We start from the raw sequence: 14,553 nt of genomic DNA, 5'->3' as shown, positions 1-14,553 counted from the left end.
AAAATGAGCGATTTATTAAAAGTATCCTCAAATCCTCATATCCGCTCGCCATATAAGAGCAGCCAGATTATGCTTATGGTACTGGCGGCACTGCTTCCGGCAAGTGCGTTTGGCGTTTGGAATTTTGGATTAAATGCTTTTATTATTATTATCATATCTGTTGCATCCAGTGTAGCTACTGAGTATATCTACGAAAGGCTGATGCATAAAAAAATCACGATTAACGATTACAGTGCTGCTGTAACAGGTCTTTTACTGGCATTGAACCTGCCGGCGACGGTGCCCTGGTGGCTGCCCATTATTGGAAGTGTATTCGCAGTCTTGATTGTAAAACAATTATTTGGAGGCCTGGGACAAAATTTTATGAACCCGGCTTTAGGAGCAAGATGCTTCCTGTTAATTTCTTTTACCGGAAGAATGACAGACTTTACATATGACGGTATTTCCGGAGCAACACCTCTGGCTGCATTGAAAGCAGGAGAGGCAGTGAGCCTGAAGGATATGTTTTTTGGAACGACTGCAGGAACCATCGGTGAGACATCCGTAATTGCTATCCTTATTGGAGCAATTTTTCTCCTTGCTACGGGGATTATCAATCTTCGTATCCCTGCAACATATATTATCACCTTTGCGTTATTTATCGTAATTTTTGGGGGACATGGTCTGGATGGAAGCTATCTGGCAGCGCAGCTTTGCGGCGGTGGTCTGATGCTGGGGGCATTTTTCATGGCAACGGATTATGTGACTTCACCGATCACGAAGAATGGACAGCTAATTTTTGGTATTGTCCTGGGTATATTTACCGGACTGTTCCGTATGTTTGGAAATTCTGCGGAAGGTGTTTCTTATGCAATTATTATCTCAAACATGTTAGTACCGCTGATTGAGAAAGTAACCTATCCGAAGCCTTTTGGAAAAGGAGGCGAAAAGTTTTGAATAATATAATAAAAAATGCATTGATTCTCATGGCGATTACACTTGTGGCAGGTATATTGCTTGGCGGCGTATATGAGATTACAAAAAATCCGATTAAACAGCAGCAGGAAACTGCGAAAGCAGAAGCCTACAAAGCGGTATTCCCCGATGCGGACAAACTGGAAGCAATTGAAGATCAAAAAGCTTCTCTTGATTCTGCCGCAGCGGTATTAAGTGAAAATGGTTTTTCAGCTGAAAAAATTAATGAAGTGCTGCGAGTTCTGGATGCTTCCGGCAAATCGCTGGGTGTTGTTATGAACGTGACAACTGGTGAAGGTTACGGCGGTGATATTATATTTACCATGGGAGTCCGAAATGACGGAACCTTAAACGGTATAGAAATATTAACCATCAATGAAACAGCAGGTCTTGGAATGAAAGCAGATGAAGATGCTTTTAAGTCCCAGTTTAAAGATAAGAATGTGGAAAAGTTTTCTTATACAAAAGGAGGGGCTCAGTCCGATGACCAGATTGATGCCTTGAGCGGGGCAACGATTACAACAAATGCTATGACAAATGGTGTAAATGCCGGTCTTGCTTTCTTCAAGTCTTTAAGTGAAGGAGGTCTTTTAGATGAATAAAATGACAGAACGTCTTTATAATGGTTTGATTAAAGAAAATCCTACCTTTGTGCTGATGCTTGGTATGTGTCCCACGCTGGCGGTAACCACTTCTGCCATTAACGGCGTAGGTATGGGGCTGACAACGTTGGTTATTCTGGCAATGTCAAATCTGATTATTTCAGCACTCCGTAAAGTAATACCGGGTGGTGTGCGTGTGCCGGCTTTTATTGTAATTGTAGCTTCCTTTGTAACGATTGTTCAGTTTTTACTGGAGGCGTATATTCCATCCCTGTATGACAGCCTTGGAATCTATATTCCGCTTATCGTTGTAAACTGTATTATCCTTGGTCGTGCGGAGTCTTATGCTTCTAAAAATCCGGTTATGCCGTCCTTATTCGACGGAATCGGTATGGGACTTGGATTTACCGTAGGTTTGACCTGTATTGGCGCTGTAAGGGAATTAATCGGCGCAGGACAGCTGTTTGGATTTCAGATCATGCCGTCCGCCTATGAGCCGGTTACGATCTTTATCCTGGCACCTGGAGCATTCCTGGTACTGGCTATGCTGACTGCAATACAGAACAAAGTGAAAATCAATGCAGAAAAGAAGGGCAAAGCAACAAAGATTGGTTCCGGATGTACCGGTTCCTGTGATTCTTGCGGGAGCAGCTGTAAAGGAGGAGAAGCATAATGAAAGAATTAATCATGATTGGCATAGGCTCCGCTTTTATCAATAACGTAGTATTAAGCCAGTTCCTGGGATTATGTCCGTTCCTGGGCGTATCTAAAAAGATCGGGACGGCAGCCGGGATGGGTGCAGCGGTTATATTTGTTATCACCATATCATCCTTTATAACGGGACTGGTATACCAGTTTATACTGACGCCACTGAATTTGACGTATTTGCAGACCATCGTATTCATTCTGGTAATTGCTGCGCTGGTACAGTTTGTGGAAATGTTTTTGAAAAAGTCAAGCCCCGGTCTCTACAATGCACTGGGTGTTTACCTGCCTTTAATTACAACAAACTGTGCAGTACTTGGTGTAGCATTACTGAATGTACAGAAATCATATAACCTGTTAGAAGGTGTTGTAAACGGATTTGCTACGGCAGTGGGATTCTTCGTAGCGATCGTGCTTATGGCCGGTATTAGGGAAAAGACAGAGCATAATGACGTTTCACCTGCATTTCAGGGTTCCCCGATTGTATTGCTCACAGCGTGCCTGATGGCGATTGCCTTCTTTGGTTTCGCAGGATTGAAATAAGGGGGGATGATAAGTATGTTAACAGGAATATTACTAGCGGCAGCGATTGTAGGAGGTACCGGTTTATTATTGGGACTTTTCCTGGGATTTGCCGGCAAGAAATTTAATGTAGAAGTAGATGAAAGAGAACTTATGATCCGTGATGAACTGCCGGGAAATAACTGTGGCGGCTGCGGATACGCAGGCTGTGATGCTTTGGCAAAAGCAATCGCTTTAGGTGAAGCAGAAGTAGGGGCTTGTCCCGTTGGCGGAGCGCCGGTAGCAGCAAAAATCGGTGAAATCATGGGTAAAGCAGCCGGTGACAGTAAACGTATGACGGCTTTTGTAAAATGCGCGGGAACCTGTGAAAAGGTTTCTAATGATTATGATTACAGCGGCGCACAGGACTGCGAAATGCTGGCATTTGTACCAGGCGGCGGTCCAAAGAGCTGTAACCACGGATGCCTGGGATTTGGAACCTGCGTTAAGGTTTGTCCTTTTGATGCCATTCATATCATTGACGGGATTGCAGTAGTGGATAAAGAGAGCTGTAAAGCCTGCGGCAAATGTATTGCCCACTGTCCGAAACATCTGATTGAAATGGTTCCTTACGAGGCAAAACATCTTGTAAAGTGTTCTTCCAGGGATAAAGGCAAGATTACGATGCAGTCCTGTAAAGCAGGATGTATCGGATGTAAAAAGTGTGAAAAAGAATGTCCTGCCGGAGCGATTTCCGTAACAGATAATGTAGCCCATATTGATTATGAGAAATGTACCGGCTGCGGAATCTGTGCTGAAAAATGTCCGGTTAAGATAATAACAGGAAAACCAGCTTAATGGCATGGAGACTGCCGTGAGGGTCAAAAATCCCGCCGTTTGAGGCGGGGTTTTTGATTTATAAAAAGCAGTGAACAAAAGGAGGAATATAATTGCAGCAATCATTGATTAAGCGTCTGAAACCCATCACAGAAGAGGAGCAGAGGATTTTAACCGGAGACAGGCATATCCAGAAGGAGATTTATACTACCGGCAGGGAATTCACGGTGGACAGTGCAAAGATGCTTGAGAAGGGAAGACTGATAGATATTCGTACTCATACCAGGTTCATTGCTTTTCCTTCCCATAAGCACAATTATATTGAGATTATGTATATGTGTGCAGGCCAGACTTCCCATATTATAAACGGCAGCACCAAAGTGACGCTGAAAGAGGGGGATCTGCTTTTTATGAACCAGTTTTCCGCTCATGAGATTTTAGCGGCAAAGGAAGAGGATATTGGGATTAACTTTATTATACTCCCGGAGTTTTTTGATGAAGTACTGCCCATGCTTACCAAGGGAAATGTACTGAGTAATTTTCTGGTCAGTACTCTTCGCAGGAATACCAATACGGCAGGATATCTGCATTACCGGGTAGCCCAGGTGCTTCCGATTCAAAATCTGATCGAAAATCTGGTATGGTCCTTGCTTAACCATCAGCCGAATTACCGCCAGATTAACCAGACCACTATGGGACTGCTGTTTATGCAGCTGGTGAATGCAACAGACTGCATCGAAGCGGGTAATCAGGAACAGCATCAGGATTTATTTATTATGCAGGTGTTAAAATACATTGAAGAAAACTATAAAGCGGCAACGCTGAGTGAAATTGCAGGTGATATGAACCAGTCTGTTTCCAATATGAGCAAGCAGATTAAACATGCCACAGGAAGAACATTTAAAGAACTTCTTCAGGAGAAGCGGCTTTCCCAGGCGGAACATCTGATACGGGATACCACAATTCCAATAACTGACATTATTTATCTGGTAGGATATGACAATACAAGCTATTTTCACCGTATTTTCAAGGAAAACTATCATATGAGCCCGAAATGTTATCGAAAAGCTATCGTTGACAACGGCAGTAATTCTTTATAGAATAGAAGAGTAGTTGTTCAGCAAAAGACAGGAGGGCATATGAATAAGAAAAAATCAGGGATTATCTGCTTACTGGTTCTGTTGATCTGTCTGTTGATTCCGATGACGGCTTCGGCAGCATCGAAGAAAAATGGATGGTATCAGAAGGGCAGTAAATGGTACTATGCGAAAAATGGGAAAAATGAAACCGGATGGAAGAAGTACCAGGGGAAAAAGTTCTATTTACAGAAAGATAAGAATGGCCGGATGGCTACCGGCTGGTGCAAGATAGGAAGCAAGTGGTATTATTTTGAACCGACTAAATCACCGGTGGGTGCAATGCGCACAGGATGGTTGAATGTTGGTGGAAAGAAGTATTACCTTGGAAAAAAAGGTGTGATGTACACCGGCAAACGCAAGATCGGAAAAAACAGATACCAGTTTGCCGTATCCGGAGAATTGGTCCGAAAGCTGAAAAACCCTCAGTGGAGAACCAACAGTAAAGGGAAATGGTACGACAATGGCGATGGTACATACCCCAAATTCACCTGGATGACGATAGGTGGGAAACGGTACTATTTCGACAGAAACGGATATGTAATTACCGGGTGGCAGGAGATAAACAGCAAGTATTATTACATGGGTACAGATGGGGCTATGCATGCAAATAAGTGGATTACCACCAATGGACGTAAGTTTTACGTACAGAGTGATGGTACCATGGCCACCTGTAAATGGGTGGGTAAAAAGTATGTAGGTGCAGACGGCTACTGGATTAAAAAATATCAGTCTGCCAGCAACAAAGGAAAAGACGGCTGGACAGGAGATAACAGTACGGTTCGCTTCAAAAAAAATAATGCTGCAGTCGTTAACTGGAGATACTTTAAAAATGGAAGGAAACTGAGGGGCTGGAACCTGATCGGTGGAAAATATTACTATTTTGAAAATGATGGCTATATGCGAATCGGATGGCTGAAACGCGGCAGTTCCATGTATTTTATGAGCACCTCGAAGTCCGGTAATATCGGAGCGGCAGTAAAGGGATGGATGAAAATAGACGGCAAGCTTTATTATTTCTTCCCAACAGGTAAGATGGCTAGAAACCAGACTCTTCTGGCAAGTGATAAAAAATATTATACATTTGATAATAATGGTGTTTGTGTGAAGGTTAGCTGACAGTTGTATTGGACAAATGCAAGGTCTAATAAATGTTAACAAAATATTATGTGATTCTATAATGGGCATGTTGCTGGCTACAGCAATATGCCTGTTTTTGTTAGGGCACGGCCCTGTTTTCCATTGAGGAGTTTTTCGTTGATCCGAAAAACGGAACTTTGGAGAACAAATAAACCACCTGCTCTGCGTAACATCATCAACTGAAGGAAATCACGACTTTTATCAAGTCTTTTCGACATAAGTTCTGTTAATTGTAAAAATTTTATTTTTATATTTATTGTGTATTAGATATTTAGTAAGTACTGTCACTAGCTAAAAAAAGAACGGCATCGTTATTATTCTTCTATTTTTTCACAACTCTGACAGAGTCGATCAGAGTTGTGGATTGATCAGATTATTTGATTTTTAATAGATGATATTTCGAGGAATTCCTGTCGGCAACACTAATTTCATAGTTCTGGTTGGCCGGATTCCATACAGCTATCCCCTATTCGTGCAAAACCTTCCAAGACAGAAGCCTTGGCTAAAAGCTGTATTCTTTTTTTTCCTGTTCCTGCAGTTCGTTGTTGGCACTGCGCAGAACATCCTCCGCCATGTTGTACACCAGAATCTGTGACCAGAAATCCTGGTATACATAGATGGATGCCTCACCCGTTATACTTTCAAATTTTAACTTGTTTTTTAACGTGTTATAATCCTCTTCTATATTCCATCTTTTAAAGTACAGTGCAGATATTTCCAAACAGGGGAATTCTGTTTCTGACAGGTTTGTGAGAAAAGCAATTTCTTCTTTGGAAGGTGTCTGGTCTTTTACAATGCGCACGTCTGTATATTTTCTCTTTTTTAACTGTTCGGCCTCGGCTGGGTATTTTTTCTATATTTTAGCTGTTCTGTGCTGACAAGAATTCATGGATGTAAGCCGACATTTTCCGTTACATAAAACGTGCTATTCAATACTTTATATGATATATGTGGTGCGTCTATGTTAATATAATAATAATATGTCGAAAAGGAGAGAGGGAGTTATGAATGTTAGAAACAATTTTTTACACAGAAATTGGAAAAGATGGATAGCAATGTTAATGGTAATGGTTATGTTGCTTTTACAGCCGTGCACAGCCATGGCTGATGCCAAGATATCCCGTACAGCGGTGAAAGAAACCTGGGAGGAAGTAACTGATACATCAGAGGATATCGAGAAAGAATTAGAAGCACCATCCGATAGAAAATCGGATATATTATTAAATGAGGATTCAGAAGAACTACAGGAGGAAGATTTTGAACTGCCATTAGACGTTGAAATGGAAAGATCAACAGAAGTGTTAGCAGAAACAGAGTTGGAAGTTTTCGTCGATGTTGAAACGGAAAGTTATGCTGAGGAAGATTTACCAGATATAGAAACAGAGTCGGAAGTTCCTGTTGATATTGAACCAGAGAAAGTAGATCAAATAGATTCTGAGATCATTCAGGAAACAGAAAGCGATGTCTCAGAGGATATGTTTTCAGGGAAACAGACAGCAGGGAATATATATACAGTAACATTTTTTGCAGATAACATGGTCATAGATACGCAGACAGTGGAAGAAGGAGAGGACGCAGAGGAACCCGCAGGACCAGAAAAGCCGGGGTATACTTTTTTAGGATGGAGCGGAGATTATACTAAGGTAACGAATAACAGAAACCTTTATGCAAGCTACCTAAAGGGAGTGTACACAACTTATCGAATGGAATTTCTTGATTACGATGACAGGCCCATAAGAAATGCACAGTATGTTGTGGAAGGCTGGGATGCATCAAGCCCCGTAAGCCCTGTGATGGAAGGAAATACATTTGTCGGATGGGATGGAAGTTGGTTTGAAGTTAGGAAAGATATGGTAATTCGCGCAAAATACCGAGTTGGGGAGCATACAACATATGTACTCCGGTATTATGGGCGAAGCAATCAGAACCAGGTAAGCCATATTTTGAAAGAAGAATGGGTTGTGGAGGGGGAAGACGGAACCCCACCAGAACTTGAAGAAAATGAAATCTATACATTTGCGGGGTGGGATAAAGGGAAGCCTTACACCAATGTGAGGGAGAACAATACGATATATGCGTATTATTATGCGGGGAAGATCAAAACGCATAAGGTAGAGTTTGTAGATTTTGATGGGAAAGCCCTCATGAACCCACAGTACGTAATAGACGGACAGGATGCTCCAAAACCACTTGATCCGTTAAGGGAAGGGTATACATTTGCAGGGTGGAAAGGGAACTGGCTGGAAATCCGAAAGGATGTAAAGATGAGGGCACAGTACCGCCTAGGGGAGTATACAACATATGTACTCCAGTATTATGGGCGAAGCAATCAGAACCAGGTAAGCCATATTTTGAAAGAAGAATGGGTTGTGGAGGGGGAAGACGGAACCCCGCCAGAACTTGAAGAAAATGAAATCTATACATTTGCGGGGTGGGATAAAGGGAAGCCTTACACCAATGTGAGGGAGAACAATACGATATATGCGTATTATTATGGGGGGAAGCTCAAAACGCATAAGGTAGAGTTTGTAGATTTTGATGGAAAAGCCCTCATGAATCCGCAGTATGTAATAGACGGATATGCTATAGAAAGCCCTGTAGCACCATATAAGACAGGATATACCTTTACCGGCTGGGACAGGGGATTTTACCGCATTACGGCCCCGGTTAAAATACAAGCTGTATACAGGGAAGGAAATTATGCAACCCAACCGGTATACTTTTATGGTAGAATAACAGGGAACCTTTCCTGGATCCTGTTGAAAACGGAGTACGTACCGATAGGGGAAGACGCCCACCCACCTAAACTGCCGGTCAATGCCGGCTATACTTTTAGGGAATGGTCCGGGCAGCTAACTGGAATCCAGTCATCCCAGAATGTATATGCCCAGTATGATAAAAATACAGAGCCGATGAGGACAATCACAGTACGGTTCTGGAACCGGGGGGAGGTAATAAAAACAGAAGAGGTGCCGGAGGGAGGAGATGCAACAGCACCGGCGGTATCAGTAGCAAAAGGCTACAGTTTTGTGGGGTGGGATAAAAGCTATGTCAATATAAATCCCCAAAACCGTTCTGTAGGGGCAATCGACATAACAGCCCAGTACCAGCTTAGCAGCAGCATGCAGAATGCAGGGAGTCTGACGGATCTCGTAAATGCTTTAATAGCACTTGGTGTACCGCTTGCAGTGAAAGATGGATTTGCTGCATTGGGAGCAGCAATCATAAACCCCTTTGATGGAATCATTTTAGATGTATTGGCGGCAACGGCATTAGTTGGTACCATTATTTACTATTGGGATGATATAAAAGGGTTATGGGAAGATATTAAAATCATTTTTAGGAACTTTGCTGGTATGGACGCTGCAGGAGAAATATTAGGAAATATTGAGGCCGGGGTGGATGAGGCTGGAAAAGGAGAAGTGGATTTTGAGGCTATAGCTAGAGACTTGGGTGATATAGCAGGTAAATATGGATATAATGATATTGATGAAGATGGATATGGTAAATGTAAAGTCGCTGCTGATGAAATGGTGGAATATTTAAAAAAGAATAAACAAAACGGTGCAGTAATCAATTTAATGTGGTCGCCACGAGATTCAGGTTATATTTGGAGTGATTATGCAGGAAAGGTAGCTGGAGATAATGGCTTACATGTAGGGGTTCTCTATGAAGGAAGGGTATATTGTAATGTTCATCCTTATGGATTACCAAAACAACAATGGATAGATGATTTCAATTGTATGCCTCCAGCAATAAAAATGCCTCCATTCGAAGTTCCATTTTAAATAAAAGATAAAGGGGTGTTAATTATTAAACAAGATTTGATATTAAACAAATTATATGAAATTGGTTTAAAGCCAGAGATGTATATAGGAAAAAAAAGCATAAGCCGTCTGCATATGTATATAGCAGGTTATTTGCATCGTCAATATGAAATTGATAGTACATTCAAAACAGAATTCGAAACTTTTAGTAGTTTTGTAAATGATTATTATAATGCAGGTTCACACGGGGCAGGTTGGGAACATGTAATTAATCTTTATGAAAAGGATGAAGAGAAAGCATTTAAGAAATTCTATGAATTATTGGATTTGTTTACAACTATTTAATAAAAAGAATACTTTAATAATAAGAAAGACAGAATAGTCATGGTAAAGTTAAATTTAAGATATCTCTTTTATGATATATAAATATACACTTACCTTTCTAACTTCATAATTGGAAAATAAGGACGTAAATTAGAAAAATTGCGTCCTTGTTTTTTTGCCCTGAAAAAACTATAATGAAGAAAAATAACAAATGAAAGGCGGAAACACTTATGTATAATGTTGAAAAAGGGTATGAAGCAGCAAAAGAATTTTATGCACAATATGGTATTGATGTAGATAAAGCAATTGAAATCGCAGACAAAACGCCAATTTCCATGCATTGCTGGCAGGGAGATGATGTAGCTGGAACAGAAGTAAAAGAAGACAAGTCTCTTACAGGAGGAATTCAGGCTACCGGTAACTATCCCGGAAAAGCTACAAACGGAGAAGAATTAAGGGCTGATATCGAAGAAGCCATGAAATTTATCCCAGGTGAATTAAAAGTAAATGTACACGCAAATTACCAGGAAGCAGACCGTTTCGTAGACCGTAATGAAATCCAGCCTGAACATTTCGCAAAATGGGCTGACTGGGCTGTAGAAAAAGGATTGGGACTGGATTTTAACCCAACTTATTTTGCTCATCCAAAGAGCACAGAAAAAGGAACACTTTCCTGTGCAGATGAAGATATTCGTAAATTCTGGGTAGAACATGGTATTAAATGTCGTCAGATCGGTGAATATTTCTATAAGAAAACAGGAAAACCTTGTGTCATCAATCACTGGACACCGGATGGAGATAAAGAAGTTCCGGTTGATACCTTAGGACCGAGACAGCGCCTGAAAAAGAGCTATGATGAAATCTTTGAAGCAACCAAGGACGTAGAAGGTGTTGTTGATGGTATTGAATCAAAAGTATTCGGTATCGGAGCAGAAAGCTATACGGTAGGATCTCATGAATTCTGTATGGGTTATGTAATGAATGCAAATAAAGATCACATCATTATGACTTTAGATGCTGGACATTATCATCCAACAGAAACAGTTTCCGGAAAATTGTCCAGTATTTATACCTTTGATAATTCCGTATTACTGCATGTAACACGTCCGGTACGCTGGGATTCCGATCACGTAGTAGGATTTGATGATGAAACCAGAGCTATTTTTGAAGAACTGGTTCGTATGGATAAATTAAAAGATACATATGTTGCAACTGATTTCTTTGATGCATCCATTAATCGTGTTGCAGCATGGGTAATCGGTCTTAGAAATACCAGAAAAGCAATGTTGGCAGCTTTATTACAGCCAGTAGACCAGATGAAGAAAATGGAGGCAGACGGTGATGTAAGTGCAAGACTTGCATACAAAGAAGAATTCAAAGCAGCTCCATTTGCAATGGTTTGGGATTATTACTGTGCAAAGAAAAATGCAGGAACCGGATTAGAGTGGTTAAAAGATGTGAAACAGTATGAGAGTGATGTATTGTTAAAGAGATAATGAATAATGGAAGGGCTGTTACACTTGTGAAGTGTGCAGCTCTTTTTTTGTGGAAAGAGGTGGCTGATAAGAAGAAGTTTTATATTCAATTTACCTCTTGACATTTTTTATAAAGTGTACTATATTGTACTTGTACAATAAGTACACTTAAGTACACCGGATGATACTTGGAGGTTAGAATGTGGAAATAATCATTAGTAACAATAAGAGTAAACCTATTTATGAGCAGATCACATCTCAGATTAAAGCTGCCATAATGAGCGGGGAGATGCAGCCCGGGGAAATGCTTCCTTCTATGCGGGCGCTGGCTAAATCTTTACATATCAGTGTGATTACGGCACAGAAGGCTTATGAAGACCTGCAGCGCGATGGATTTATAGAAACGGTAACCGGCAGGGGAACTTTTGTGGCTAGCACTAATAAAGAATTTTTTCAGGAAGAAAAACTGCGAAATGCAGAAGAAAAGCTTCAGGAGGCAGCAGAGATTGGCAGAAGCAGTGGGATCAGCCTAAAGAAGCTGATAGAGCTTTTGACCATATTTTATGAGGACGAGGAGGATTCATGATGGATTATATTTTAGAAGTAAGGGATCTGGAGAAAAAATATAAGGATTTTACATTGGACAAAATAAGTTTTTCTATTCCGTCGGGTACAATTGTAGGTTTAATCGGTGAAAATGGAGCAGGAAAGAGTACTACAATTAATTCTATTTTAAATCTTATTAAAAAAGATGGCGGAGAAATTAAGATTCTAGGGAAAGAGATGACGGATAACGACACGGGAATGCGTAATGACATCGGAGTTGTATTTGACGGAGATAACTTTTATGAGACTCTGACCCCCAGAAAAATCGGAAATATAATGAAGAAAATTTATTCTAATTGGGATACAGACTGTTTTCAGGGATACTTGAAAAAATTTCAGCTTTCTGAAAATAAGGAGATAAAGGAATACTCTAAAGGCATGAAGATGAAGTTTACAATAGCAGTGGCATTGTCTCATAATCCAAGATTATTGATCTTAGATGAGGCAACCAGCGGACTGGATCCTATTGTCAGAGATGAAGTGCTGGATATTTTCCTTGATTTTGTGCAGGATGAGACACATGCGGTTTTAGTTTCTTCCCACATCACCAGTGATCTGGAAAAGATAGCGGATTATATTACCTTCATTCACGAAGGTAAACTGATATTTTCTTTGGCAAAGGATGAACTAATTTATAACTATGGAATTATCAAGTGCGGTAAGGAACAGTTTGTAAAAATAGACAGAAATGACATCATTACTTACCGGAAAAAAGATTATGAATATGAAGTTCTGGTATCGGATAAAGCAAAAATGGAACGAAAATATAAAAACTGTCTTATGAATGATGTTTCCATTGATGATATTATGCTTCTGTATGTGAAAGGAGAAACGGTATGAGAGGATTAATATTAAAAGATTTGTACAATATAGCACATAATGCAAAATTAATGGGGTTGATGCTGGTGGTTATGGCTGTGATACTGGTACCTACCAATGGAATTATCAGCTTTATGGGAGTCTGTGTTATTATATGCAGTATGATGTTAATAACGACGATCAGTTTTGATGATATATCAAAATGGAACCGGTATGCAATGATTATGCCACTTTCACGAAGAGATGTAGTAAAAAGCAAATACATGGTTTTGATTATTTTCTCCCTGGTAGGAAGCATAGTGGGAATCGTTATATGCAGTGTTGGCGGCATTCTTTTAAAAGAATTTGATATGGTTAATATTTTGGCAACGGCAGTCGGCTGTATCGGAATTGCTTTGGTGTTTGGAAGTGTTATATTACCGCTTCTCTATAAATTTGGAGCTGAGAAAGCCAGATTGTTAATGATGGTATGTTTCCTGATTCCCACAGCGGTTGTGTACTTCGCTGCAAATGTGATGCAAAGCGCAGGACTGCCGCCACTGGGAGAGACTTTTATAATATTAATAATCGCCTCTCTGCCGTTTTTATGCATTCTGATTATGTATATCTCTTATCGTATCAGCTTGAAGATTTTTCTAAATCAGGAATTGTAATCAGTGTCTCTGGAGTCATGAAGCTGATAATCATCGGTTATGAAAATAGCATCTATATCAGGAAGAGACCGGATCAGTTCCATGCCCTTTTGAAGCCCCAGGGCGAAGCAGGTTGTGCTGAGGGCGTCACCATCTACGGATTGTTCGGAAATTATGGTGACACCAAGCAGCCCGTTTTGAAAGGGGTAACCTGTTTTGGCATCCAGAATATGGTGATAGATTACACCGTCCTGTTTAAAATACCGTTCGTAAACGCCGGAGGTAACGACAGACTCATCGCTTAAATGTACAGAAGTAATCGCAGCATTTTGTTCATCAAAAGGTTTTTGGATACCGATATTCCAGGCAGAACCGTCTGGCTTTGTACCGATAGTAAGTACATTGCCGCCCAGATTAATTAATCCGCTTTTTACATTTTTTGAAACGAGATAGTCTTTAATTTTATCAGCGATATAACCTTTGGCAATGGCTCCAAGATCAATTGAGGCTTTGGGATTTAAAAGGGTTACGGTATTGCCACTGATCGAAATGGTATGATAATCCACAAGATTCTTTGCTTTTTCAATATCCTGACTGTCGGGTATTGTTTTCTTATCCTTGAAATCCCAGAGTGAACTTAAAGGTGCTATCGTGATATCAAATGCACCATCAGATAACTCGCTGTATGTAAGGGATTTCTGAATTAATGCAATGGTTTCATCAGATACCGTGACGGGTTTTCCTTCTGCTTGATTTATACGGGAAACATCGCTGGTTGCAACGGTTTTACTTAAAAGTTGTTCATATTTCTCGCAGACAGCAAAGGATTCATCTAAAAGAGATTCATTTCCAGTATCATAAAGGGTAATCTGAATAACCGTATCCAGTAAAAAGCCCTGCTTACTGATTGGTTCCCTGGAAGAACTGCACGCTGAAAGCAACAGACAACAGGCAAGCATGCAAAAAGTAAGCAGTTTATAAATAGTTTTCATAGCAGAGCCGATCCTTTCGTATTATGTGTAAGATATTTTATGTCAGCCTTATTATAGCACCAA

Annotated in this window: 14 protein-coding genes and 1 pseudogene; 13 read left to right on the top strand and 2 right to left on the bottom strand. The window is 40.5% G+C overall.

Translation table 11 applies throughout. The features are described 5' to 3' along the window. Positions 1 to 3 precede the first annotated feature (3 nt). The 7 genes from RHS_RS01500 (at position 4) to RHS_RS01470 (ending at position 5,854) form a co-directional block, all read left to right on the top strand. Positions 4 to 936, top strand: coding sequence for an RnfABCDGE type electron transport complex subunit D (locus RHS_RS01500; protein WP_027294670.1), 933 nt, complete (start codon positions 4 to 6; stop codon positions 934 to 936). Further along, complete coding sequence (locus tag RHS_RS01495) at positions 933 to 1,556, top strand: RnfABCDGE type electron transport complex subunit G (protein WP_047832164.1); 624 nt, start codon at positions 933 to 935, stop codon at positions 1,554 to 1,556. Before RHS_RS01500 ends, RHS_RS01495 begins: the two co-directional genes overlap by 4 nt. Continuing rightward, on the top strand, positions 1,549 to 2,229 hold the full coding sequence (rsxE, locus tag RHS_RS01490; RefSeq protein WP_027294668.1) for an electron transport complex subunit RsxE: 681 nt from the start codon (positions 1,549 to 1,551) through the stop codon (positions 2,227 to 2,229). The genes RHS_RS01495 and rsxE overlap by 8 nt, the downstream gene beginning before the upstream one ends. Further along, positions 2,229 to 2,804, top strand: coding sequence for an electron transport complex subunit RsxA (gene rsxA, locus RHS_RS01485; RefSeq protein ID WP_027294667.1), 576 nt, complete (start codon positions 2,229 to 2,231; stop codon positions 2,802 to 2,804). The genes rsxE and rsxA overlap by 1 nt, the downstream gene beginning before the upstream one ends. Positions 2,805 to 2,819: 15 nt before the next feature. Further along, a complete protein-coding gene (locus tag RHS_RS01480) occupies positions 2,820 to 3,620 on the top strand; it encodes an RnfABCDGE type electron transport complex subunit B (protein WP_044297019.1) in 801 nt (266 codons plus the stop codon). Between the two features lie 92 nt (positions 3,621 to 3,712). Beyond that, positions 3,713 to 4,699, top strand: a complete 987-nt coding sequence (locus RHS_RS01475) for an AraC family transcriptional regulator (protein ID WP_027294665.1) — start codon at positions 3,713 to 3,715, stop codon at positions 4,697 to 4,699. Between the two features lie 39 nt (positions 4,700 to 4,738). Further along, positions 4,739 to 5,854 carry a hypothetical protein gene (locus RHS_RS01470; RefSeq protein WP_027294664.1) on the top strand — a complete coding sequence of 372 codons (1,116 nt, stop codon included), beginning with the start codon at positions 4,739 to 4,741 and terminating at the stop codon, positions 5,852 to 5,854. A 523-nt stretch (positions 5,855 to 6,377) separates the two neighbouring features. Here RHS_RS01470 and RHS_RS01465 read toward each other — a convergent pair. Next, positions 6,378 to 6,686: pseudogene (locus RHS_RS01465) on the bottom strand (transposase); the annotation flags it as partial. A 193-nt stretch (positions 6,687 to 6,879) separates the two neighbouring features. On the opposite strand from RHS_RS01465, the gene RHS_RS01460 reads away from it, so the two are divergent. The 6 genes from RHS_RS01460 to RHS_RS01435 all read left to right on the top strand — a co-directional run bounded on the left by RHS_RS01460 (position 6,880) and on the right by RHS_RS01435 (position 13,519). Next, positions 6,880 to 9,663: an InlB B-repeat-containing protein gene (locus tag RHS_RS01460; RefSeq protein ID WP_047832162.1), complete on the top strand. Its 2,784-nt coding sequence runs from the start codon at positions 6,880 to 6,882 to the stop codon at positions 9,661 to 9,663. Positions 9,664 to 9,678: 15 nt separating this feature from the next. Then, complete coding sequence (locus tag RHS_RS01455; RefSeq protein WP_047832161.1) at positions 9,679 to 9,987, top strand: hypothetical protein; 309 nt, start codon at positions 9,679 to 9,681, stop codon at positions 9,985 to 9,987. A 209-nt stretch (positions 9,988 to 10,196) separates the two neighbouring features. Further along, positions 10,197 to 11,462, top strand: a complete 1,266-nt coding sequence (locus tag RHS_RS01450; RefSeq protein ID WP_027294663.1) for an L-rhamnose isomerase — start codon at positions 10,197 to 10,199, stop codon at positions 11,460 to 11,462. A 181-nt stretch (positions 11,463 to 11,643) separates the two neighbouring features. Next, complete coding sequence (locus RHS_RS01445) at positions 11,644 to 12,027, top strand: GntR family transcriptional regulator (protein ID WP_027294662.1); 384 nt, start codon at positions 11,644 to 11,646, stop codon at positions 12,025 to 12,027. Then, the gene (locus tag RHS_RS01440) at positions 12,027 to 12,887 is read left to right on the top strand and encodes an ABC transporter ATP-binding protein (protein ID WP_027294661.1); all 861 of its coding nucleotides are present in this window, start codon (positions 12,027 to 12,029) and stop codon (positions 12,885 to 12,887) included. The genes RHS_RS01445 and RHS_RS01440 overlap by 1 nt, the downstream gene beginning before the upstream one ends. Beyond that, positions 12,884 to 13,519 carry an ABC-2 transporter permease gene (locus tag RHS_RS01435; protein WP_047832160.1) on the top strand — a complete coding sequence of 212 codons (636 nt, stop codon included), beginning with the start codon at positions 12,884 to 12,886 and terminating at the stop codon, positions 13,517 to 13,519. Before RHS_RS01440 ends, RHS_RS01435 begins: the two co-directional genes overlap by 4 nt. On the opposite strand, the gene RHS_RS01430 is transcribed toward RHS_RS01435, so the two are convergent. Continuing rightward, the gene (locus RHS_RS01430; protein ID WP_027294659.1) at positions 13,507 to 14,490 is read right to left on the bottom strand and encodes an FAD:protein FMN transferase; all 984 of its coding nucleotides are present in this window, start codon (positions 14,488 to 14,490) and stop codon (positions 13,507 to 13,509) included. The two genes, RHS_RS01435 and RHS_RS01430, sit on opposite strands and share 13 nt — an antisense overlap. Between the last annotated feature and the right edge of the window lie 63 nt (positions 14,491 to 14,553).

Origin of the sequence: Robinsoniella sp. RHS (genome assembly GCF_001029355.1) — a bacterium.
Classification (GTDB): domain Bacteria; phylum Bacillota; class Clostridia; order Lachnospirales; family Lachnospiraceae; genus Robinsoniella; species Robinsoniella peoriensis.
Note: the sequence above shows the minus strand (reverse complement) of the source record. Positions and strands in the feature narration are given on the sequence as shown.

Coding starts and splice junctions, on each gene's coding strand:
- RHS_RS01500 (WP_027294670.1), top strand. CDS start 4: ATGAGCGATTTATTAAAAGTATCCTCAAATCCTCATATCCGCTCGCCA.
- rsxE (WP_027294668.1), top strand. CDS start 1,549: ATGAATAAAATGACAGAACGTCTTTATAATGGTTTGATTAAAGAAAAT.
- rsxA (WP_027294667.1), top strand. CDS start 2,229: ATGAAAGAATTAATCATGATTGGCATAGGCTCCGCTTTTATCAATAAC.
- RHS_RS01480 (WP_044297019.1), top strand. CDS start 2,820: ATGTTAACAGGAATATTACTAGCGGCAGCGATTGTAGGAGGTACCGGT.
- RHS_RS01470 (WP_027294664.1), top strand. CDS start 4,739: ATGAATAAGAAAAAATCAGGGATTATCTGCTTACTGGTTCTGTTGATC.
- RHS_RS01460 (WP_047832162.1), top strand. CDS start 6,880: ATGAATGTTAGAAACAATTTTTTACACAGAAATTGGAAAAGATGGATA.
- RHS_RS01450 (WP_027294663.1), top strand. CDS start 10,197: ATGTATAATGTTGAAAAAGGGTATGAAGCAGCAAAAGAATTTTATGCA.
- RHS_RS01440 (WP_027294661.1), top strand. CDS start 12,027: ATGGATTATATTTTAGAAGTAAGGGATCTGGAGAAAAAATATAAGGAT.
- RHS_RS01435 (WP_047832160.1), top strand. CDS start 12,884: ATGAGAGGATTAATATTAAAAGATTTGTACAATATAGCACATAATGCA.
- RHS_RS01430 (WP_027294659.1), bottom strand. CDS start 14,490: ATGAAAACTATTTATAAACTGCTTACTTTTTGCATGCTTGCCTGTTGT.